A 21,059-nucleotide genomic window follows, 5' to 3' on the forward strand; every position below is an offset into this window, starting at 1 on the left:
TGGCCTTTTTTATAAGCGTTATAAAGCCTGTGCAGCCAGTCCCTGGCTTGAGTGCGAGATCGCCCCATGTAGGGTGCGCCGTGCGCACCACCCGCACAGGGTGTTTAGCGCTACCTGGTGCTGAGCTTTTAGACGCAAGAACTGTTGCCGATGCGACAGCGGTTTACGTCAGTTCGACAGCTTGACCGGTGTCAGTGCCGTTAAAACGGCAAATTAGATAGGCTTGCAACTATTCGCGTCTGGGCCGTCACAAGTGGCCTGCGGCGCATCAGTGGCTCAGCCCAGCCGGCTGGGTGACGTTTCCCCCGATCCTTCGGGAAACCCTCGGAACTCATGACTTTCTGCCTGTGGTATTCCCCTCTATGAATCGTTTGAAAGGCCCGGATCTCCTGGCCCTTGGCTTTATGACCTTTGCCCTGTTCCTCGGCGCAGGCAACATCATCTTTCCGCCCAGCGCCGGTATGGCGGCGGGCGAAAATATCGGCCCGGCGGCCCTGGGCTTTCTGCTCACCGGTGTCGGCTTGCCGCTGCTCACCATCGTGGCGCTGGCTCGGGTTGGCGGCGGCATGGCGCTGCTGACCGCACCGCTGGGCAAGCGCGCCGGGATGCTGTTTGCGGTGGCGGTGTACCTGGCCATAGGTCCGCTGTTCGCCACTCCGCGTACCGCCGTGGTCTCGTTCGAGATGGGCATTGCGCCCTTTGCAGGCAACCAGGCGACGCCGCTGCTGGTCTACACCCTGGCCTATTTCGCCGCCGTTTTGTTTCTGGCCCTCAATCCGGGGCAGCTGGTGGCGCGTATCGGCAAGTACATCACCCCGGTTCTGCTCGCCGCGCTTCTGGTGCTGGGGGCAGCGGCCCTGCTGGTACCGGCCGGGGAGATTGGCCCGGTTGCCGCGGACTATCAGGCCGCCCCGTTCGTGCAGGGCTTTCTGCAGGGTTACCTGACCATGGACACCCTCGGTGCCCTGGTGTTCGGCATCGTGATTGCCACCGCGATTCGCGATCAGGGCATCAGCGATGGGCGTTTGATCACACGCTATTCGGTGATTGCCGGCCTGATTGCCGCCGTCGGCCTGTCGCTGGTCTACCTGGCGCTGTTCTACCTCGGTGCGACCAGCCAGGGGATTGCCGGCGAAGCGCAGAACGGCGTGCAGATACTCACCGCCTATGTGCAGCACACCTTTGGCACGGCCGGTAGCCTGCTGCTGGCCGTGGTCATCACCCTGGCCTGTCTGACCACCGCTGTGGGGCTGTTGACAGCCTGCGGCGAGTTTTTCAGCAAGCTGTTGCCGGTGTCCTATCGCAGCGTGGTGATCGCGCTGGGGTTGTTCAGTCTGCTGGTCGCCAACCAGGGCCTGACGCAACTGATCAGTTTCTCGATACCCGTGCTGGTGGGGCTCTATCCCCTGGCCATCGTCCTGGTCGCCCTGAGCCTGCTCGATGGCTTCTGGCTCTCGGCGGCGCGGGTGTTCCGTCCGGTGATGGCGGTGGCCCTGGTCTTTGGCCTGGTCGACGGCCTGGTCGCGGCGGGCTGGGCGCAGTGGGTGCCCGGGTTCTTCAGCCAGTTGCCGCTGGCCGATCAGAGCCTGGGCTGGCTGTTGCCGGTGCTGGTCACCCTGGCTCTGGCCGCTGCCTGCGACCGCTTGCTGGGCCGAACGGTCGCTGCCGCCGCCTGATTGGTCGCCGGGTAACAGTTAAAGGCCGCTGGTTTGCTCCAGTGGCCTTTTTTGTTGGCCTGTTGAAAGGCTGGCCTGGCTATAATCGGCGCTGGCAATCAAGGAGCTCCCATGCCGATCAGTGACTATTACCTGCCGCATCTGCTTGCTGTTCTCTGGTTTGTCATCTGCTGGGCGGGCTACACCCGTTATGCCCAGGCCAAGGGGCGCACCACGCCCTGTCTGGCCAGCGTGCTGCACCTGTACCGCGAGGACTGGATGCGCCGCATGCTGCTGCGCGACAACCGTATCGCCGATGCCAACGTGATCGGCAACCTGGAGCGCAACGCCTCGTTCTTCGCCTCCAGCACCCTGATCATCCTCGCCGGTATTCTCACCGTGCTGGGGGCCTCCGATCGCGCGGTGTCCCTGCTGGCCGATCTGCCCTTCGTCCAGGCCGCCAGCCGCGAGATGTCCGAGGTCAAGCTGCTGTGTCTGGGGGTGGTCTTCGTCTATGCCTTCTTCACCTTCAGCTGGTGCATGCGTCAGTACAACTTCGCCGCGGTGCTGGTGGGCTCTGCGCCCATGATCGGCGAGCGGCATGTCACCGAGCAGGAGCGCAGGGCCTTTGCCGAACGCACCGCGCGGGTGATCTCCATGGCGGCCAACCAGTTCAACCAAGGCTTGCGGGCCTATTACTTCGGCATGGCGACCCTGGCCTGGTTTATCAACCCCTGGTTTTTCATGCTGGTCAGCACGGGCGTAGTGATAGTGTTGTACCGCCGCGAGTTTCACTCCGATGTCCTGGAGGTGATGGTCTACACCCAGACCCCGGCGTTCGAGACAGCCAAGGAGAAAAACGAATGAGTCTGCCGTTCTGGTGCATTTTTATCAGTGCCGTGCTGATCTTTGTTGCCAAAGCACCGGTGGCCAAGGCCATGGCCAAGGAGGGCGGAGGGCATTACGACAATCATCATCCGCGGGCTCAGCAGGCGCGTCTGAGCGGCTTCGGCGCGCGGGCACTGGCGGCCCATCTGAACAGCTTCGAGGCCTTTCCGTTGTTTGCCGTGGGGGTGCTGATGACCCACGTCACCAACAACCAGGGTGTACTGGTGGATGTGCTGGCCGTGACCTTCGTCGTTGCTAGGGTGTTGTACCTGGGCTTCTACTGGGCCGATATGCACTGGCAGCGCAGTCTGGTCTGGGTGCTGGGGTTGCTCTGCAGCCTGCTGCTGATGCTGGTACCGGTTCTGTAAGGGCGCAAACAACAGCAGGGGCCCGTAGCGCAAAAATGCCGTTCACTCCAGGCAAGTGAACGGCATTTTTTGTGGCGTGCGTGTTGGACGCTCGGCCCCCAGCCCGCTCCCGAGCGGCGCTGCGCTGGTTCGGGGCAGGCCCTGAGTGCGCCTGTATGCGGATAACCCGGAGTTACCGCATTGCGCGCTGTCCTTGGAGCATGCTGCTTACTGGCCGTCTACTGCGTTCTTGGCGTCTTCGCCGGCCTCTTCGATGGCCTCAGCCGTATCTTCGGCTGCGTTTTCGATCTTCTCGCCAGTGGTCGGCTCGTTACCCAGAACCTGATTGGCCTTGTCCTCCATGGCTTCGCCCATGGATTCGACGGCGTCGGCTGCGGACTCCTTGGCCGATTCCATTTTCTCTTCCGGGGTCTTTTCGCAGGCCGCGAGGGCCAGGGTGGCGGCGAGCAGCAGGGCATAGGTAAATGGTTTTTGCACGGTTTGGTACTCCTTGTGAATGTTCGTCGTTGCCGGGTTGCCCCGGTCATGGCCGTTTGAACCGCGATGGATCGACGAAGTTCCCTCCAATTTCCCCGAATCCGCATAAGCGGGCAGTGCCCAGGTGTCGGCGAGGCGCTATCATGCGTGCCCTTTGTACGCTTGTCCCAGGTTTGACGTTATGAATGACTCCCCCATGCTTGAGCGCGCGCAGCGTTTTCTCTCGGTTCTGCGCCATTGCCAGGTGCTTGGCATAAGCGTGTACAGCGCCGACGCGCAGGGCTTGGTCCTGCGCCTGCCTTACAGCACGCAGATTATCGGCAACCCGGAAACCGGGGTGATTCATGGCGGTGCCATCACCACCTTGATGGACACCACCTGCGGTATCTCCACGGTCTGCGTGCTGCCCGAGTTCGAGATCTGCCCGACCCTAGATCTGCGTATCGACTATATGCACCCGGCCGAGCCGAACAAGGATGTGTTCGCTTTCGCCGAATGTTACCGGGTTACGCCCAATATCATCTTTACCCGCGGCTATGCCTATCAGGATGATCCGGCGCAACCCATCGTCCACGTGGTGGGAGCCTTTATGCGCATGGGCAAGGGCGCGCAGGGCGACAGGCAGGTCAAACGCGAGATTCAAGGGGGTGGCGCATGAGCAGTCCCAAGCTCAATCAGCTGGTGCGCGAAGCCCACGAGCAGAACAACTACGACTCGCTGATCAGCCTGATTCCCTATGCCAAGCTGCTGGGTATCGAGTGCCTGCGCCTGGGCGATGACATGGTCTTCCGCCTGCCCGCCAGCCAGGACAATATCGGCAACCCGACCTTGCCGGCGCTGCACGGCGGGGTGATCGCCGGTTTTATGGAACATTCGGCGATGCTCCATCTGCTGATGTTTATGGGCATCCCACATTTGCCGAAAATCATCGACTTCTCGATAGATTACCTGCGCGCCGGCCATTATCGTGACACCTACGCCCAGTGCCAGGTGTGGCGTCAGGGTCGGCGTGTCGCCAACGTGGCGATCACGGCCTGGCAAACCAATCAAACCGAGCCTATCGCGACTGCCCGCGCCCACTTCAAGGTCGATGAGCCTTGAGCAGCGACAGGTGCCGGATAAAGTGCGGCTCGTAGACAAGGAATACTAGATGGATGCGCTGCTGATTCTGGGTGGCTTGCTGCTGATCCTCGCCGGCCTGGTCTGGCTGGTGATGCGCGCGTTTGCCACCAGCCTGCTGTGGGGCTGGGGCAGCCTGCTGCCCCCCTTGACGCTGCTCTATGTGCTGCGCCACTGGCGCTTTGCCCGCGCACCGTTGTCCCTAGCCGGCCTGGGTTTTATTCCCCTGATCGTCGGCATGACCCTGCTCGCCAGCCAGGACTCGCAGCGCCTGGAGGCCATCCTCAGCCTGCAATGGCTCAAACCCGCCGAGCAGCCCCCCGCAGAGCTGGCCATCGCCCTGAATGGCGAACTCTATGGGCGGCCCTTCGCCCCGCAGCAGGGCGAGCTGATCGATGGCGTCCTGAGTTTGCGCGAAGGTCAGGATTTCTTTGCCCAGAGCGAGCTGCTTATCCGTTTGCCGCAGACGGTCAAGGGGCCGCTGCGCCTGGATGTGCTGCCAGGCGACGAAGGCGTGTTGCCCGAGATCGAGATCAGCTGGCTGCTGCCGGAACAGGAACTGCCCGAGGCGCGGCGCTTGAGCCGCGGCTACACCCTGCACCTCGACCTGCAACCGCAGGCCCCGAACCGTCTGGCCGGTGATTTTCATCTGGTCCTGCCGCCGCAGTTCAAGACCAGCCTGAGCGGCAAGGTCGAGCTGTTCAGCGATGGGCTGCGCTACAAGGGCGGCAAGGTGAACCGGCAGATCGACTCGGTCGATACCCTGAGGTATGTGATCGAGGATTATCTGCAACGGCGTTTCGTCACGCGCCAGGTGCAGCTGCAACCCTTTGCTGCGGTGAGCTTCCCGGCCGAGCGCCTCGAACTGCGGGTGCAGGTCTTGATCGATGGGCAGCAACAGGCCGTGGATATGCAGCTGAAAAAATCCCTCAACCGTGGCTGGGCGGTGGAGGGCGATAGTTTCGCCAGTTTGCCGGAGTTGCCAGAGCCGGTGTTGGCCGCGTCTACGTCCAAGCCGGCGCGTGGCGAAGTCGTCGCAGCGCCGCCCGAGCGTGTCAGCCGGCCGCTGGATCGGCGCATTCGCTTTAGCCTGGACGCACTGCTGCGCAGTCCAAGCCGTTACCACAACCTGAGCATGCGGGTGGCGACCGAGCGTGGCAATACTGCCGCAGGTCGCTTCCAGGGGGTCGACCAGGACGGTCGGATCATGCTGCGCCAACGCTTGAGCGGACAGGGCGAGGTCAGTTACAGCCTGCGCCCCGAAGAAGTCGTGCGCATTGAGTTACTCGAACCCTGATCGCCAGCCCGGCCCTTGAAATCTCAGCGCATGCCCCCACCTGTAGGACATCCGTCGCACTGCGGCTTATGTCAACCACGTGGAGTTAGAGAGCATGAGTGTGGAAACTCAAAAAGAAACCCTGGGCTTCCAGACCGAGGTGAAGCAGCTGCTGCACCTGATGATCCATTCGCTGTATTCGAACAAGGAAATCTTTCTGCGCGAGCTGATTTCCAATGCCTCGGATGCCAGCGACAAGCTGCGTTTCGAGGCGCTGGCCAAGCCCGAACTGCTTGAAGGCGGTGCCGAGCTTAAGATCCGCGTCAGCTTCGACAAGGAGGCCAGGACCGTTACCCTGGAAGACAACGGCATTGGCATGTGCCGCGAGGATGCCATCACCCATCTGGGCACCATCGCCAAATCCGGCACCGCCGATTTCATGAAGCACCTGACCGGCGACCAGAAGAAGGACTCGCACCTGATCGGCCAGTTCGGCGTGGGTTTCTACTCGGCCTTTATCGTCGCCGACAAGGTCGACGTGTTCAGCCGCCGTGCCGGCAGCCCGGCCAGCGAAGGCGTGCACTGGTCGAGCAAGGGCGAGGGCGAGTTCGAAGTCGCTACCGTTGAGAAAGCCGAGCGCGGTACCCGCATCGTCCTGCACCTGAAGAGCGCTGAAGACGAGTTCGCCGATGGTTGGCGTCTGCGCAATATCATCAAGAAGTACTCCGACCATATCGCGCTGCCGATTGAGCTGCCTAAAGAGCAAGCCGTTGCCGAAGGCGAGACGGCACCTGCCGAGGTTGAATGGGAAACCGTTAACCGTGCCAGCGCCCTGTGGACCCGTCCGCGTACCGAGATCAAGGACGAGGAATACCAGGAGTTCTACAAGCACATCGGCCACGATTTCGAGAACCCGCTGAGCTGGAGCCACAACAAGGTCGAAGGCAAGCTGGAATACACCTCGCTGCTGTACACCCCGGCGCGTGCTCCGTTCGACCTGTATCAGCGCGAAGCGCCGCGTGGCCTGAAACTCTACGTGCAGCGTGTATTCGTCATGGATCAGGCCGAGTCCTTCCTGCCGCTGTACCTGCGCTTTATCAAGGGTGTGGTCGACTCCAACGACCTGTCGCTGAACGTCTCCCGCGAGATCCTGCAGAAAGACCCGATCATCGATTCGATGAAGTCGGCGCTGACCAAGCGCGTGCTGGATATGCTGGAAAAACTGGCGAAGAACGAGCCAGAGCAATACAAGGGCTTCTGGAAGAACTTCGGCCAGGTGCTCAAGGAAGGTCCGGCCGAAGACTTCGCCAACAAGGAGAAGATCGCCGGCCTGCTGCGCTTTGCCTCCACCAGCAGCGAAGACGGCGAACAGAGCGTCGGCCTGGGTGAGTACATCGCCCGTATGGCCGAAGGTCAGGACAAGGTCTACTACCTCACCGGCGAATCCTACGCCCAGGTGAAGAACAGCCCGCACCTGGAAGTGTTCCGCAAGAAAGGCATCGAAGTGCTGCTGCTCACCGACCGCATCGACGAGTGGCTGATGAGCTACCTGACCGAGTTCGATGGCAAGCAGTTTGTCGACGTCGCCCGTGGCGACCTGGACCTGGGCAAGCTGGACTCGGAAGAGGACAAGAAGGCCCAGGAAGAAGTGGCCAAGGCCAAAGAAGGCTTGGTTGAGCGGCTCAAGGGCGCGCTCGGTGAACAGGTTGCCGAGGTGCGGGTTTCCCATCGCCTGACCGACTCGCCGGCCATCCTGGCCATCGGCGAGCAAGACCTGGGTCTGCAGATGCGCCAGATTCTCGAAGCCAGCGGGCAGAAGGTGCCGGACTCCAAGCCGATCTTCGAATTCAACCCGGGTCATCCGCTGATCGAGAAGCTCGATGGCGAGGCCGACGAAGACCGCTTCGCCGACCTCAGTCATATCCTCTTCGACCAGGCCGCCCTGGCCGCCGGCGACAACCTGAAAGATCCGGCCGCCTATGTGCAGCGTCTGAACAAGCTGCTGGTCGAGCTTTCCGCCTGACACCTGCCGTAAAAAATTAAGCCCGCGAAAGCGGGCTTTTTTCTTGGCGCAGCACGCACAGAGGCTAGTGTTGAGAACTACTCACACAAGAGGAGTTCGGGCCGATGAACAAATCACTTTTACCCTTGGCGCTGGCCGGCCTGGTTGGTAGCGCCGAAGCCGCCGTGGTGGTCAAACCGGTGCCTTATGAGATCGAGGGTGAAGCCTTCGAAGGTTTGCTGATTTACGACGATGCGGTGACCACGCCACGCCCGGGCCTGCTGATGGTGCCCAACTGGCTGGGCGTCAGCGAAGATTCGGCGAAGAAGGCCGCGCGTGCAGCCGGCGACAAATACGTGGTGTTTATGGCCGACATGTACGGCAAGGCCGTGCGTCCGAGTAATGCCGATGAGGCCAAGGCCGCTGCGACCCTGGTGCGCGGCGACCGACCATTGATGCGTAAACGCGCCCAGGCCGCCGTGGAGGTGCTCAAGGCGCAAACCGCGCAGGTGGCGCTGGATGTCAGCAAACTGGGAGCCATAGGTTTCTGCTTCGGCGGCGGTGCGGTGCTGGAACTGGCGCGCTCGGGGGCCGAGCTGAAAGGCTTCGTATCGTTTCACGGCAATCTGGATACGCCCAACCCGAATGACGCGCAGAACATCAAGGCTCCGGTCCTGGTGCTGCATGGCGCGGACGATCCATCGGTATCGCCGGCGCAACTCGACGGTTTTGTCGCCGAAATGAAAGCGGCGAAAACCGACTGGCAGCTGGTCAGTTACGGCGGCGCGGTGCATTCCTTTACCAATCCGCAGGCCAATGTGCCGGGGCGCAATGAGTACCACCCGCTGGTGGCCGTGCGCGCCTTCAAGGCCATGGATGATCTGTTCGCGGAAGTCTTCGCCCAGTAAGCCGTAAGCGGGAAGGCCAGGCGGCCTTCCCGCATTCCCTTTTACATCTCAGGCAACACAGCGATATCGATGATATTGCCTGGCAGGCCGGCGACCTCGCCCAGGGTGGCTGGCTTGCCGCTGGCCAGGTCCAGGGTGTGCAGCGTGGTACCGGTCAGCAGGTAAGCGGTGTTGCCACCCTTGCCGTCGCTGGCGATATCCAGGGCCGCGTTCTGCAGGCCATCGACGATCTTGCCAACGGCTTGCTGGATGCCGTCGTTAGGCGGGTTTTGCAGCATCAGGCTGCTGCTGGCCAGGTCGACGTTGTACAGCGAAGTAGCCTGGGTGCCGGCATAGGCGTTGGTATAGGCACCAGCCACCACTTGTGCACTTTTACCGGAGTAGGGGCCATCGGCTGAATAAGCTACCGAACCATCGACCACCACCTCACCGGTTTCGACATTGACCCGAAAGTTGGTGCCGTCGGCGGCCAGCATGCGCAGTTTGTCGGCCACCGGATTGAAATCGATGACCGCCGGACCGCTGCCCGGCAGCTGCTTGTTCAGACTGGCCACCTTGCTGGCCGCGCCCGTGGCCAGGTCCAGGGTATAGAGCTGGTTGTCACTGCCCAGCCCATAGAGCATGCCGTTGGCTGGGCGCACATCGATGCCGCGCAGTGGGCTTGGGCTATTGGCGGTCATGCTGGCAGTGATTGCCAGGCTGGCGCTGTCGATCTTGAACAGCTGGCCATCGGCACTCAGTGCCAGCAGCGTGGCGGCGCTGGCAGTGCCGGCGGCGAGGCTGAGGGTGGCAGTGGCAGCGACTGTGGTCAGCAGGGTATTGAGCCTGTTCATAAGCGTCCTCTCATCTGTAGTAATCCAGCATCGATGCAAGGCTGGCTAAGAACCTGCTCACGATCTGCTGCGCGTCGGCCCTACTGCGTTAAAAACAAGCTCGGACTGCTCATTTACAGTTCGTAAACTCCGCGTCCTCGCTTGTTTTCGCCTTGTATGGCTCTAGCTCGCTAGACCGTGAACAGCTTCTAAGGCCGGCCTTGCTGGTGCCTCGATGAAACACCTGATAGCTATACCCACGAGAGCGCGTCTGGATGTCGCCGCCTGAAAATAAATTCAGTTTTTTTGCAAATGGCCTCAGTTGACCGAAGCCAGCACCGCGCGGCCGATATACAGCACCTTGCCGGTTGGCCGATCCTCGGGCGAGCCGCCGGCCGGTTCCAGGGTCAGCTCGAACAGCTGGCCGGGCTGTACCGCGCCAATCTGTTCGGCGGACAGCTGCAATGGCTTACCCGGTTCGACCAGGCCCAGGGAGCGCGGGCCGATGGCTGGATCGATCAGTGTCCAGAACTGCACCGAGCGGTCGGCCGGAATCTGATCTTCCAGCAGTGGTTGCAGGCGCAAGCCACCTTCACCATCGATATGCACCACCCAGCCCGGCTTGGCCGCTTCACCTGGGGCTTGCAGCACCACGGTGTAGCTGCTGACGGCGCTATCGCTGCGCCATAGCTCAGGCAGCAGGGCGGCGATCAGCGCCAGCGCCAGGGCCGCGCTGGTGAGTCGCCAGGTGGTCAGGCTCTGCCACCAGGCCAGCCAGCCGCTCATGCGACTGACCGCCGGGGTCAGCCCGAGGCTGTCCTGCAAGCGCTGCCACAACTGCGCGGAGGGTGTCTGCGGCGGCAACTGGTCGCTCAGCTCGAGAAAGTGCTGCTGCCATTGCTGGGCCATTTGCGCGGCTTCGGCATCCTGCTCGATCAGCTCGCGCACTTCCTTGGCCTCGGCCTCGTCGAGCAGGCCCAGAACGTATTCGCCGATCAATGCGCGGCGTTCGGCAGGTTGCTGCGTAATCATGCTTGCAAACACTCCTGCAGTGCGCGCAGACCGGCGCGGATACGGCCCTTGATGGTGCCCAGCGGGGTGGTCAGGCGGTTGGCGATCTGTTCATGGGTCAGGCCACGGTAGAAGGCCAGCAGAATCGGGTGACGGCGGTTGCGCTCGATACCCTGCAGGCAACGACGCAGCTGCTGCTGTTCGCCCCGTTGCTCCAGCAGCTCGGCGGCCTGCGGGCTGTCGTCGGCGGCGCGTTCGATAAAGTCGTCATCCATTTCCACCGTGCGGCCACGGCTGCGCAGCTGGTTCAGGGCGCGGTAGCGCAGGATGCTGTAGATCCAGGCGCGGCCGCTGCCAAGCGCTCGCTGAAAGCGCTGGGCGTTGCGCCAGATCTGCACAAAGGCATCGTGCACACAGTCCTCAGCCTGATCACGGCGGCCGAGCAGGGTGATGGCCAGCCCGAGCATCTGCGCGGCCTCCTGTTGATAGAGTGCCTGGAATGCCCGCTCATCCTGCCGGGCGCAGTCTTCCAGACGGCTTTCGTAATCGAACGGCGGCTGCGCCATGCACAGGGTTCCTGAGTGTGTGAGCGTGCCAAGGGTTATACCCGAGCACCTGCTGTTTGGATGTCTCGGGAGTGCAACAAATCTTCTCCGTCAGCGTGGCAGCTCGATCCGCGCGGTCTCGCCTGGCACCCTTGGCCAGTCCTGCGCGGCCCAGCGTTGGCGCGCCTGGTCGATCAGCGCCGGGTCGTTGGCGACAAAGTTCCAGTTGATCCGGCGCGGGCCGATCGGTGCGCCGCCAATCAATACCAGGTGGCTCTCGCTGCAGGCGCTGAGGGTGTAGGTCTCGCCTTCGGGCAGCACCAGCAGGCCACGCAGCGGCAGTTGCTGGTCGTCCAGTGTCGCCTCGCCGTCAATCAGGTACAGCGCACGCTCGGCATGCTCGGCGGGGATTTGCAGCGCGGCTCCGGCGGCCAGCTTGATCTCGGCATAGACAGTTGGCGACAACACCGGCACCGGCGATTGCAGGCAGAAGCCGCTGCCGGCGATCAGGCAGATTTCCACACCCATGCTGGCACTGCGCGGCAGGCTGCCGGCAGGGTGATGGCTGTAGCTGGGCTCGCCTTGTTCCTCGGCGGCGGGCATGGCCAGCCACACCTGCAGGCCATGCAGGCGCGAGCCGCTTTGTTGCAAGGCTTGCGGCGTGCGTTCGACATGCGCCACGGCTTTGCCTGCGGTCATCCAGCTGACTTCGCCGGGGCTGACCAGTTGATCCGAACCGAGGCTATCCTTGTGCTGCAGTTGCCCCTCGAACAGGTAGGTGAGGGTGGACAGGCCGATATGCGGGTGCTGGTTGATATTCATGCCGCTACCGGCCGGGTAGGTGTTTTCCAGAATATGGTCGAAGAACACGAACGGGCCGACGCTGCGGCATTTGGCCGAGGGCAGGGGGCGCAGAATGGGTTGCCCGGCGATGTCTTCCTGGCGCGGCTGGATCAGCAGAAAGTCGCTCATTAGCGCTCCTCGCTCAGTAGCGTGCTGACCTGGACCTCGCTGCTGGTCATCAGCTTGTGGATCGGGCATTTATCGGCGATGCGCAGCAGTTGCTGGCGTTGTGCGTCATCCAGCGCGCCATGCAGGGTCAGCTCGACATCCAGGCGGTAGACGCCCTGACGCTCCTGGCTGTCATCACGGCTGAGCTGTACGTCGAGGCCCTCCAGGGGCAGGCCGCGCTGCTTGGCATACAGCGCCAGGGTCAGCGCCTTGCACGCACCCAGTGCGGCGTCGAACAGGTCGTGGGGCTCGGGGTCTGCACCTGCGCCGCCCAGTTCCACCGATACGTCGCTGTGCAGGGTATGTGGCCCGATGCTAATGCGCTGCAGCAGGCCGTTCTCGTTGCTGATACGGATCATTTGAACTCCTCGGGTTGAATGCGGGTACGGCGCTGGAGCCATTGCCAGCATGCTGGTGGATGAACTAGAAGCCAGTGTAGTGAGTCTATTGGCTTCACGTCTTGAGCGGGTCTTGGCTTTGAAAGGATTGGGTCTTTGTCTGTTTGCCGTGCTGTGCAGCGGCCTGGTGCAGGCGCGGGAATATCGCTACAGCGATGCTCACCTGCACTATGTCGATTTCTTCCAGGAAAGCGAGGGCATGGAAAAGCTGCTCGCGCACATGACCGAGGCCGATATCGACCATGTCATGCTCTCGGGCATTCCGGTGGCGAAGAAGTGGGGCGAAAACGAGCCCAAGCGCCCGCGTTACTACGCCGGCGATGATGCCAAGGCCTACTGGTACAGCGCCACCGATGTGCTGATCGCGCATGCCTACAAGCAGCTGTCCGCGGCGCAGCGCAAGCGCTTCCATCCGTTTCTCTCGGGTTTCAACCCCAACGACAAGAATGCCGACGCGCATATCCGCCGCATGCTCGAGCTCGATCCGGGGCTTTGGCAGGGTATCGGCGAGATCTTCACCCGCCACGACGACCTCACGGCGCTGATCCACGGCGACGCCCCGCGGGCCGATAACGAAGCCCTGACCAGGGTCTTCCACCTGGCCGCCGAATACGACCTGCCGGTGCTGCTGCACTCCAACATCACCTCCAAGCGCGAACGCAATCCGCTCTATCTGCAGGAGATCGAGACCCCGTTGCGCAACCATCCGCATGTGCGCTTTATCTGGGCCCATGCCGGTACCAGCATGGAAATCCATCGCCACCAGCAGCGTCTGGACTTTCTGCTGCCGACCCTGGAACGCCTGCTCGAGCAATACCCCAACCTCTATATCGACCTGTCCTGGAGCATGCTCAGGCCCTACCTGCTGGACAAGCAAGGCAAGCCCGATGCCGACTGGCTCAAGCTGGTCAGGCGCTATCCCGAGCGCTTTATGCTCGGCTCCGATGTCGTGGGGCGCTTTGACGGCCTGAAGGATTATATGGACGGCTATCGCCCCTTCCTCGATGCCTTGCCGGCCGCGGTCGCGCAGCGGGTCGCGCGGGACAACTTCCTCGCCGTATTGCCCCGCCGGGTGCAGGAGAAACTGGCCGAATAGGCCTGTCATAGTCCTGTCACGAAGACGTCATAGGCTCGCGTCATCGATAACGAGGAGCGAACCATGCACTACAGCGTTTTCACTGCACTGGCGGCCTGCCTGCTGGCAAGCGGTCTGGCCCGGGCCGAGGTGCGGGTCGAGGGGCCGGTCGAGTACGGCGTCTTCGCCAGCGACTATGAGGACTTCCAGGCTGGCGACCGGGTGCTGACCCGCAGCAATCAGCCAATTGAGCCCGGCGCGGTGATCCCGGCCAAGCTCGGCACCAAGTTCGGCATGCGTTACAGCCTGGCCGGCAAGACCGCAGGCGATGCACCGCTGACCTTGCTCTACCTGACCCCAGGGGTGATCAGCCCCGCAGGCACGCGCCACGACAAGTTCGTCGTGGTGCAGAAACTGGTGCCCGGAGCGGCCCAGGACGTCATGGCCTTCGAGTTCACCGAGCGCCATGAAGTGGTGCCGGGGGAGTGGCACTTTATGGTGTTTCAGGATGATCGCAAGTTGCTCGAACAGCGCTTCGAGGTCCGTTAAAACACCGAGACTGCCGCACCTGACTATGCTGTGAAGATTACCGCGAGGGCTTCGGGGCATGACAGGCGAGTGGCGGGTGCTGGTGGTCGACGATGACGCCGAGGTGCGGCAGTTGCTGCAGGACTACCTCGGCGCGCATGGCTGCCGGGTGCAGGGCTGCGCCGACAGCGCGGCATTGCGTCAGGCCCTGCAGCTCGAATTGCCGGATCTGGTGCTGCTGGATGTCGGCCTGCCGGGCGAGGACGGGCTGAGCCTGGCGCGCTTTCTGCGCGAGCACCATGACCTGGCGGTGATCATGATCTCCGGTGCCGGCACCCCGCTGGACCGCATTATCGGCCTGGAAGTGGGGGCCGATGACTACCTGGCCAAACCCTTCGACCCGCGCGAGTTGCTGGCGCGGGTCAAGACGGTGATGCGCCGCTACCAGCGCGAAGTCCGCGAGGAACCTGCTCGGGAGCAGGACGGCATTCGCCTGGGCCGCTTCGTCTTGGATCTGCAGCGCCGCCAGTTGCTCGACGAGCACGCTGCCGAGGTCGAGCTGACAGCCATGGAGTTCGACCTGCTCCAGGCCTTTGCCCAGCGCCCCGACCGGCCATTGTCGCGTGATCAGTTGCTCAACCTGACCCAGAACCGTGACTGGAACCCCTTCGACCGCTCCATCGATATCCGCATCGCGCGCCTGCGCCGCAAACTCGAGGACGACCCGGAGAAGCCCCAGATCATCCGCACCGTACGCGGGGTGGGGTATATGCTGGTGTCCGCCAGGCCCCATTGAGAATCTGTTTACGACCTGCTGCGCGTCGGCGATACGGTGTTAGAAATGGCCCGGCTTGCGAGAGCCTAAACAGGTTCCGAGAACAGCCTCTGTTTCAATTGTTTCAATGCGGTTGTCGGCGGCGGCTGGCCCGGTCCGGCTTTCTATACTGCGCACATAGCTCGCGTGCGGAGGTAAGCCATGCAGCAGCCGCTCCCATCACTGGTCACCAGCGACCCCGACCACCCGCTGCGGCAGATCGTCGACAACAGCAGCGCGGTTATCTATATCAAGGATCTGGAGGGGCGTTACCGCCTGGTCAACCCGGCCTTCGAGCGCTTCTTCCAGCTGCGCGCCGAACAGGTGCTGGGGCGCAGCGATCATGAGCTGTTTGCCGCTCCGGTGGCCGATGCCCTGCGCAGCAATGACCTGAGTGTGGTCAGCCTCGGCCATTCCATCGAGTTTGAAGAACAGCTGCTGCTGGAACAGCGCAGCTGGGTCTATCTGTCGAGCAAGTTCCCGCTGTTCGATGCCCGGGGGCGGGTGATCGCGGTATGCGGCATCTCCACCGATATCAGCGAGCGCAAGGGGGTCGAGGAGGCCCTGCGGCATGTCGCCCTGGGCGTTTCTGCGGCCACCGGGGATGAGGTGTTCGAGGCCATTGCACGTTATCTGGCGCGTTCGCTGCAGGCCGATTTCGCCTTTGTCAGTCGGGTCTGCGCGCCGGGCCAGCTAACCACCCTGGCGCTCTACCACGCCGGTAGCCTGTACCCCAATGTGAGCTATCCGCTGGCCGGCACGCCCTGCCAGGATGTATTCGGCAAGGCCTTCCATCTGGTCGAGAAGGACCTGGGCACGCACTACGCCGGCGACGAAAGCCTGCGACAGTTCCACCTCGACAGTTACGCCGGTTACCCCCTGTTTGCCAGTGACGGCCGGCCCCTGGGGCTGATTGCCGTGGCTCACAGCCGGGCGTTGCCGACGCGCAACCGGGTCGAGTCGGTGCTGCGGATTTTCTCGGTGCGCGCCGCCGCCGAACTGCAGCGCCGGGATGCCGAGGCCAGCTATCGCTCGATCTTCGAGTCCTCTGAGGACGCCATCTTCGTCCATGACCTGGACAGTGGGGCGCTGGTCGATATCAACCCGCGGGCCTGTGAGCTCTACGGCTACAGCCATGAAGAAATGCTCAGCCTGCCAATCGAGGCCTTCAGTGCCGGTTACCCGCCCTATACCGGTGCGGAGGCCATCGAATGGCTGGCCCGAGCACGCAACAGCGGGCCGCAGCGCTTCGAGTGGCTCAGGCGCAACCGCGACGGCAGCCTGCACTGGGATGAGGTCTGCCTGAAGCGGGCGAGCATTGCCGGTATCGACCGCATCCTCGCCTTTACCCGTGAGATCACCCAGCGCAAGGAAGCCGAAAACGCCCTGCGCGCCAGCGAGCAGCAGTACCGCACCATAGTCGGCAGCGCCCTGGACTGCATTATCGGCATGGACGCAGAGGGCCGGGTGACCACCTTCAACCCGGCAGCTGAGCAGTGCTTCGGTTTGCGCCGCGAGGAGGTGATGGGCCGGCCATTGGCGCAGATGATCATTCCGGAGTCGACGCGGGCGGCCCATGCCCAAGGGCTGCAGCGCTATCTCGACACCGCCGAGGGGCCCTTTCTCGGTCGCCGGGTGGAGGTGACGGCGCAACGCGCCAATGGCCAGTCCTTTCCGGCCGAGCTGGCGATCTCCGTGGTGCAGGGCCATGCCGGGCCGCAGTTTATCGGCTTTCTGCGCGATATCACCGAGCGCCAGGAGGCCGAGCAGCAGCGCGCCGCCCTGGAGCAGCAACTGCGTCAGGCCCAGCGCATGGAAGCCATCGGCCACCTGACCGGTGGCGTGGCCCATGATTTCAACAACCTGCTGACCAGCATGCTCGGTTATACGGTCATGGCCGAAGAACTGGCCGAGAACCAGGGCGACGAGCGCCTGTGCCGTTACCTGGCGCGGGTACAGCATTCGGCGGAAAAGGCCCGCGACCTGATCCAGCAGATGCTCACCTTCAGCCGTGGCAGCCGCGGCCAGCCGCAGCCGCTGGCCCTGGGCAAGCTGATCGGCGAGTTCCGCCAGTTGTTGCAGTCGACGCTGCCGGCCAGTGTCGAGATCGAGATGCAGCTGGCCCAGGACCTGCCGGCGGCCCTGTTCGATCCGGTGCAGCTGGAGCAGGTGCTGATGAACCTCTGCATCAATGCCCGCGATGCCATGGGTAGTGTCGGCCGCCTGCATATCGCCCTGCGACGGGCCAGGCAGGCTCAGGGCGTGTGCGCCTCCTGCCAGCAGCCACTGGCCGGCGACTACCTGCTGCTGGAGGTGGAAGACTCGGGGCCCGGCATCAGCGAAAGCGTGCAGAGCCGCATGTTCGAGCCCTTCTACAGCACCAAGGCTGCGGGGCAGGGCAGCGGCATGGGCCTGTCGCTGGTACACGGCATCGTTCACGAGTATGGCGGGCACCTGCTGGTGCACAGCCAGGCCGGCTATGGGGCCTGTTTTCAGGTGCTGATCCCGGCGCTGGTCGAAACCCCGGCGCAACCCACACTACGCGCGCCGGCCATGCCCACGGGGCAGGTCTGGCCAGCCCTGCGTGGTCGCTTGGCGGTGGTCGACGATGAGCGTTCGGTTGGCGAATTCATGGCTGAGCGGCTCAGCCAGTGGGGGCTCGAGGTGCGCCTGTGGTGCGATGCCGAGCAGGCTTCGGTCGAGCTGCTGGTCGACCCCTACGCCTGGGACCTGGTGATTGTCGACCAGTGCATGCCGCGTCTGACCGGCCTGCAGCTGGCGCGCCGCCTGCTGGCGGCCCGCGCGGATATGCCGATTGCCCTCTACACCGGCTTCAGCGACCGCCTGAGCCAGGCCGAGGTGCTGGCTCAGGGCGTGCGCGTGTTGCTGCACAAACCCCTGGATCAGGCCGAGCTGTATGCCTGGCTGCGCGCCAATCTACCGGCTGAAACCGACTGAAACCAAGGCTTTACAAAGGCACAACCGGCCGCCATCGGGCCGATACAAAGCCGGTGCAACCTGACCTCGACTGCAGCCCCTGCAGCATCCCGATCACGAGGCAGGAACACCATCATGAAACGCTATGTCATTGAACGACACATTCCTTATGCCGGACAGATGAGCGAAAGCGAGTTGAGCCGCGCCGCCCTGCATTCCCATCAGGTCCTCAAGGGCCTGGGCAGTGAAATCCAGTGGCTGCACTCCTATGTCACCGAGGACAAGCTGTTCTGTATCTACCTGGCGCAGAGCCCCGAGCTGATCCGCCGCCATGCCCAGATCAGCGGCTTCCCTGCAGACAGCATCAACGAGGTTCGCAGCGTACTCGACGCCAGTCACGCATTCGCCTAATCCACCCGTCGCGCGGTTCCCGGGAGGGCGCGCGCCATGAGGGCCACACCATGAAACGCCTTAGCATCTTTCTCTACGGCATCGGCAGTTATGCGGTGTTTTTCGCCACCTTTCTCTACGCCATCGGCTTTGTCGGCAACCTGCCGATGCTGCCGCGCACCATCGACGGCGCGCCGCAGATGCCCTTCGGCAACGCCCTGGTCATCGACGTGCTGCTGCTGGCGGTGTTCGCCATTCAGCACAGCGTGATGGCACGACCCGCCTTCAAGGCGCAGTGGACGCGGATCATCCCCGAGGCGGCCGAGCGCAGTACCTATGTGCTGTTCTCCAGCCTGGCGCTGATTGCCCTATTCTATTTCTGGCAGCCCCTGGGCGGGGTGATCTGGGAGATCGAAAACCGCAGTGGTCGGCTACTGCTCAACGCCGGTTTCGGCTTCGGCTGGGCGCTGGTGCTGTACAGCACCTTCCTGATCAATCACTTCGATCTGTTCGGCCTGCGTCAGGTCTGGCTGCAACTGCTGGGCAAGCCCTACACCAGCCTGCCGTTCAAGACGCCGGGGGCTTACAAGCTGGTGCGCCATCCCCTGTACCTGGGCTGGTTCTTCGCCTTCTGGTGCACCCCGCACATGAGTGCGACCCACCTGCTGTTCGCCCTGGTGACCAGTGTCTATATCCTCGTCGCGATCCTGTTCGAGGAGCACGACCTGCTCAAGGCGCACCCGCAGTACCACGGCTATCGCCAGCGAGTGCCGATGCTGCTGCCGCGCTTCAAGAAGCCGGCCGCTGCAGAGACGGAAGAGGCGGCCTGAGGGCCAGACAAAAAAGGCCACCCCGAGGGGTGGCCTTTTATCCTGCAAACACAAGGTTTGGACTTATTTGCCCGCCCAGCGCTTGAGTACCAGTGTGGCGTTGGTGCCGCCGAAGCCGAAGCTGTTGCTCATCACGGTGTCGATCTTGGCGTTCTCGACGGTGCTGCGCTGGATCGGCAGATCGGCGATTTCCGGGTCGATTTCGTCGATGTTGACCGAGCCGGCGATAAAGTTGCCTTCCATCATCAGCATGCAGTAGATGGCTTCCTGTACGCCGGCGGCACCCAGGCTGTGGCCGGTCAGACTCTTGGTCGAGCTGATGGCCGGAGCCTTGGCACCGAACACTTCACGTACCGCGCGGCTTTCTGCGACGTCGCCGACCGGGGTCGAGGTGCCGTGGGTGTTCAGGTAGTCGATCGGCGTGTCGACGCTGGCCAGGGCCTGCTGCATGCAGCGCACCGCGCCTTCGCCGCTCGGCGCGACCATGTCGTAGCCGTCGCTGGTGGCACCGTAGCCGACGATTTCCGCGTAGATCTTCGCGCCGCGCTTGAGGGCGTGCTCCAGTTCCTCGACCACCACCATGCCGCCGCCGCCGGCGATGACGAAACCGTCACGCTTGGCGTCGTAGGCGCGGGAGGCCTTTTCCGGGGTTTCGTTGTACTGGGTGGAGAGGGCACCCATGGCGTCGAACAGGAAGCTCTGGCTCCAGTGTTCTTCTTCGCCGCCGCCGGCGAAGACCATGTCTTGCTTGCCCAGCTGGATCTGCTCCATGGCATTGCCGATGCAATGGGCGCTGGTGGCGCAAGCCGAGGAGATCGAGTAGTTGACGCCCTTGATCTTGAACGGGGTGGCCAGGCAGGCGGACACGGTGCTGCCCATGGTGCGCGGCACGCGGTACGGGCCGACGCGCTTGACGCCTTTCTCGCGCAGGATGTCCATGGCCTCCATCTGGTTGAAGGTGGACGCGCCGCCGGAGCCTGCGATCAGGCCAACCCGCGGGTTGGAGATGTCTTCGGCGCTGAGGCCGGCATCCTTGATCGCCTGTTGCATGGACAGGTAGGCGAAGGCCGCAGCATCGCCCATAAAACGATAGACCTTGCGGTCGATCAGTTCTTCCAGGTTGAGGTCGACGGAGCCGGACACCTGGCTACGCAGGCCCATCTCGGCGTATTCCGGATTGAAACGGATACCGGGACGGCCAGCACGCAGGTTGGCGGAAACGGTTTCTTTGTCATTGCCCAGGCAGGAAACGATGCCCAGACCGGTAATTACGACGCGACGCATGCGGGGAGTCCTTTAAAAACTGTCGGTAGAAGTGAACAGGCCGACACGCAGGCCTTCGGCACTGTAGATCTCGCGGCCATCGACACTCACGCTGCCGTCGGCGATGGCCAGGACCAGCGAGCGGGCGATGGTGCGTTTGATATGAATGTTATAGGTAACTTTCTTGGCGGTCGGCAGAACCTGACCAAAGAACTTCACTTCGCCGGAACCCAGGGCGCGGCCACGGCCGGGGTTGCCCTGCCAGCCGAGGTGAAAACCCACCAGCTGCCACATGGCATCGAGACCCAGGCAGCCGGGCATGACCGGGTCGCCTTCGAAATGGCAGGCGAAAAACCACAGGTCCGGGGTGATATCGAGCTCGGCGACAATTTCGCCCTTGCCGTACTTGCCGCCGGTGTCGCTGATATGGGTGATGCGGTCGATCATCAGCATGTTCGGCGCGGGCAGTTGCGCATTACCTGGGCCGAACAGTTCGCCGCGGCTGCAGCGCAACAGGTCTTCCCGGGTGAAGGCGTTTTGTTTGGTCATGCGAGCTCCTCAATATGTCCCATGCGCCAGGGCTGGGCGAATCGTCCTGGCTGGCGGCGCAGTATGTGCGCCTTCCAGCAGCCTAGTCATAGACTGTTGCGTTGTGGTGAAAGTCACAGCGCGATAAGTACAGTTGTACTCTGAATGCTACATCGTGCCAGACAGACCTTGCGCAAAATTCCGGCGTAGATCAAGCCTGGCGC

Annotated in this window: 22 protein-coding genes; 14 read left to right on the plus strand and 8 right to left on the minus strand. The window is 62.9% G+C overall.

Annotated elements, in window-relative coordinates; all coding sequences use genetic code 11:
* Positions 1-362: 362 nt before the first annotated feature.
* From brnQ to AACY13_RS08105, 3 genes are all read left to right on the plus strand, one after another.
* On the plus strand, positions 363-1,676 hold the full coding sequence (gene brnQ, locus AACY13_RS08095) for a branched-chain amino acid transport system II carrier protein (protein WP_339460622.1): 1,314 nt from the start codon (positions 363-365) through the stop codon (positions 1,674-1,676).
* A 111-nt stretch (positions 1,677-1,787) separates the two neighbouring features.
* A complete protein-coding gene (locus tag AACY13_RS08100) occupies positions 1,788-2,522 on the plus strand; it encodes a DUF599 domain-containing protein (RefSeq protein ID WP_339460623.1) in 735 nt (244 codons plus the stop codon).
* The gene (locus AACY13_RS08105; RefSeq protein WP_339460625.1) at positions 2,519-2,911 is read left to right on the plus strand and encodes an MAPEG family protein; all 393 of its coding nucleotides are present in this window, start codon (positions 2,519-2,521) and stop codon (positions 2,909-2,911) included. The genes AACY13_RS08100 and AACY13_RS08105 overlap by 4 nt, the downstream gene beginning before the upstream one ends.
* A 207-nt stretch (positions 2,912-3,118) precedes the next feature.
* Here AACY13_RS08105 and AACY13_RS08110 read toward each other — a convergent pair whose 3' ends face one another.
* On the minus strand, positions 3,119-3,388 hold the full coding sequence (locus tag AACY13_RS08110; protein WP_339460627.1) for a hypothetical protein: 270 nt from the start codon (positions 3,386-3,388) through the stop codon (positions 3,119-3,121).
* A 181-nt stretch (positions 3,389-3,569) separates the two neighbouring features.
* On the opposite strand from AACY13_RS08110, the gene AACY13_RS08115 reads away from it, so the two are divergent.
* The 5 genes from AACY13_RS08115 to AACY13_RS08135 all read left to right on the plus strand — a co-directional run bounded on the left by AACY13_RS08115 (position 3,570) and on the right by AACY13_RS08135 (position 8,693).
* Entirely contained in the window at positions 3,570-4,046 is a 477-nt protein-coding gene (locus tag AACY13_RS08115) for a PaaI family thioesterase (protein WP_339460628.1), read from the plus strand.
* Positions 4,043-4,489 carry a PaaI family thioesterase gene (locus AACY13_RS08120; protein WP_339460629.1) on the plus strand — a complete coding sequence of 149 codons (447 nt, stop codon included), beginning with the start codon at positions 4,043-4,045 and terminating at the stop codon, positions 4,487-4,489. Before AACY13_RS08115 ends, AACY13_RS08120 begins: the two co-directional genes overlap by 4 nt.
* 49 nt (positions 4,490-4,538) lie before the next feature.
* Complete coding sequence (locus tag AACY13_RS08125; RefSeq protein ID WP_339460631.1) at positions 4,539-5,804, plus strand: MFS transporter; 1,266 nt, start codon at positions 4,539-4,541, stop codon at positions 5,802-5,804.
* Positions 5,805-5,898: 94 nt separating this feature from the next.
* Positions 5,899-7,806, plus strand: a complete 1,908-nt coding sequence (gene htpG / locus AACY13_RS08130) for a molecular chaperone HtpG (protein ID WP_339460632.1) — start codon at positions 5,899-5,901, stop codon at positions 7,804-7,806.
* A 104-nt stretch (positions 7,807-7,910) separates the two neighbouring features.
* On the plus strand, positions 7,911-8,693 hold the full coding sequence (locus tag AACY13_RS08135; protein WP_339460634.1) for a dienelactone hydrolase family protein: 783 nt from the start codon (positions 7,911-7,913) through the stop codon (positions 8,691-8,693).
* Positions 8,694-8,734: 41 nt separating this feature from the next.
* Here AACY13_RS08135 and AACY13_RS08140 read toward each other — a convergent pair whose 3' ends face one another.
* From AACY13_RS08140 to AACY13_RS08160, 5 genes are all read right to left on the minus strand, one after another.
* Positions 8,735-9,526, minus strand: a complete 792-nt coding sequence (locus AACY13_RS08140; RefSeq protein WP_339460635.1) for a DUF4394 domain-containing protein — start codon at positions 9,524-9,526, stop codon at positions 8,735-8,737.
* Positions 9,527-9,823: 297 nt separating this feature from the next.
* Entirely contained in the window at positions 9,824-10,537 is a 714-nt protein-coding gene (locus AACY13_RS08145; RefSeq protein WP_339460636.1) for an anti-sigma factor, read from the minus strand.
* A complete protein-coding gene (locus AACY13_RS08150; RefSeq protein ID WP_339460638.1) occupies positions 10,534-11,082 on the minus strand; it encodes a sigma-70 family RNA polymerase sigma factor in 549 nt (182 codons plus the stop codon). The genes AACY13_RS08145 and AACY13_RS08150 overlap by 4 nt, the downstream gene beginning before the upstream one ends.
* Positions 11,083-11,172: 90 nt before the next feature.
* Entirely contained in the window at positions 11,173-12,033 is an 861-nt protein-coding gene (locus tag AACY13_RS08155) for a pirin family protein (RefSeq protein ID WP_339460640.1), read from the minus strand.
* Entirely contained in the window at positions 12,033-12,431 is a 399-nt protein-coding gene (locus AACY13_RS08160; RefSeq protein ID WP_339460642.1) for an OsmC family protein, read from the minus strand. The genes AACY13_RS08155 and AACY13_RS08160 overlap by 1 nt, the downstream gene beginning before the upstream one ends.
* A gap of 112 nt (positions 12,432-12,543) precedes the next feature.
* Between AACY13_RS08160 and AACY13_RS08165 the strand changes: the two genes are divergently transcribed.
* The 6 genes from AACY13_RS08165 to mddA all read left to right on the plus strand — a co-directional run bounded on the left by AACY13_RS08165 (position 12,544) and on the right by mddA (position 19,044).
* Entirely contained in the window at positions 12,544-13,566 is a 1,023-nt protein-coding gene (locus AACY13_RS08165; protein WP_339460643.1) for an amidohydrolase family protein, read from the plus strand.
* 63 nt (positions 13,567-13,629) lie between these two features.
* Positions 13,630-14,094 (plus strand): DUF3859 domain-containing protein, encoded by a 465-nt coding sequence (locus AACY13_RS08170; RefSeq protein WP_339460645.1) that lies wholly within the window; start codon positions 13,630-13,632, stop codon positions 14,092-14,094.
* Positions 14,095-14,152: 58 nt separating this feature from the next.
* Complete coding sequence (locus tag AACY13_RS08175; RefSeq protein WP_339460646.1) at positions 14,153-14,869, plus strand: response regulator; 717 nt, start codon at positions 14,153-14,155, stop codon at positions 14,867-14,869.
* A gap of 180 nt (positions 14,870-15,049) precedes the next feature.
* Positions 15,050-17,845 (plus strand): PAS domain S-box protein, encoded by a 2,796-nt coding sequence (locus tag AACY13_RS08180; protein WP_339460647.1) that lies wholly within the window; start codon positions 15,050-15,052, stop codon positions 17,843-17,845.
* Between the two features lie 114 nt (positions 17,846-17,959).
* Positions 17,960-18,235 carry a DUF4242 domain-containing protein gene (locus AACY13_RS08185; protein WP_339460648.1) on the plus strand — a complete coding sequence of 92 codons (276 nt, stop codon included), beginning with the start codon at positions 17,960-17,962 and terminating at the stop codon, positions 18,233-18,235.
* A 50-nt stretch (positions 18,236-18,285) separates the two neighbouring features.
* Positions 18,286-19,044, plus strand: coding sequence for a methanethiol S-methyltransferase (gene mddA, locus AACY13_RS08190; RefSeq protein ID WP_339460649.1), 759 nt, complete (start codon positions 18,286-18,288; stop codon positions 19,042-19,044).
* A gap of 63 nt (positions 19,045-19,107) precedes the next feature.
* On the opposite strand, the gene fabB is transcribed toward mddA, so the two are convergent.
* Entirely contained in the window at positions 19,108-20,328 is a 1,221-nt protein-coding gene (gene fabB, locus AACY13_RS08195; RefSeq protein ID WP_339460650.1) for a beta-ketoacyl-ACP synthase I, read from the minus strand.
* 12 nt (positions 20,329-20,340) lie between these two features.
* A complete protein-coding gene (gene fabA / locus AACY13_RS08200) occupies positions 20,341-20,856 on the minus strand; it encodes a 3-hydroxyacyl-[acyl-carrier-protein] dehydratase FabA (RefSeq protein ID WP_296126063.1) in 516 nt (171 codons plus the stop codon).
* Between the last annotated feature and the right edge of the window lie 203 nt (positions 20,857-21,059).

Source organism: Pseudomonas sp. EA_105y_Pfl2_R69 (assembly GCF_963970915.1).
Classification (GTDB): Bacteria; Pseudomonadota; Gammaproteobacteria; order Pseudomonadales; family Pseudomonadaceae; genus Aquipseudomonas.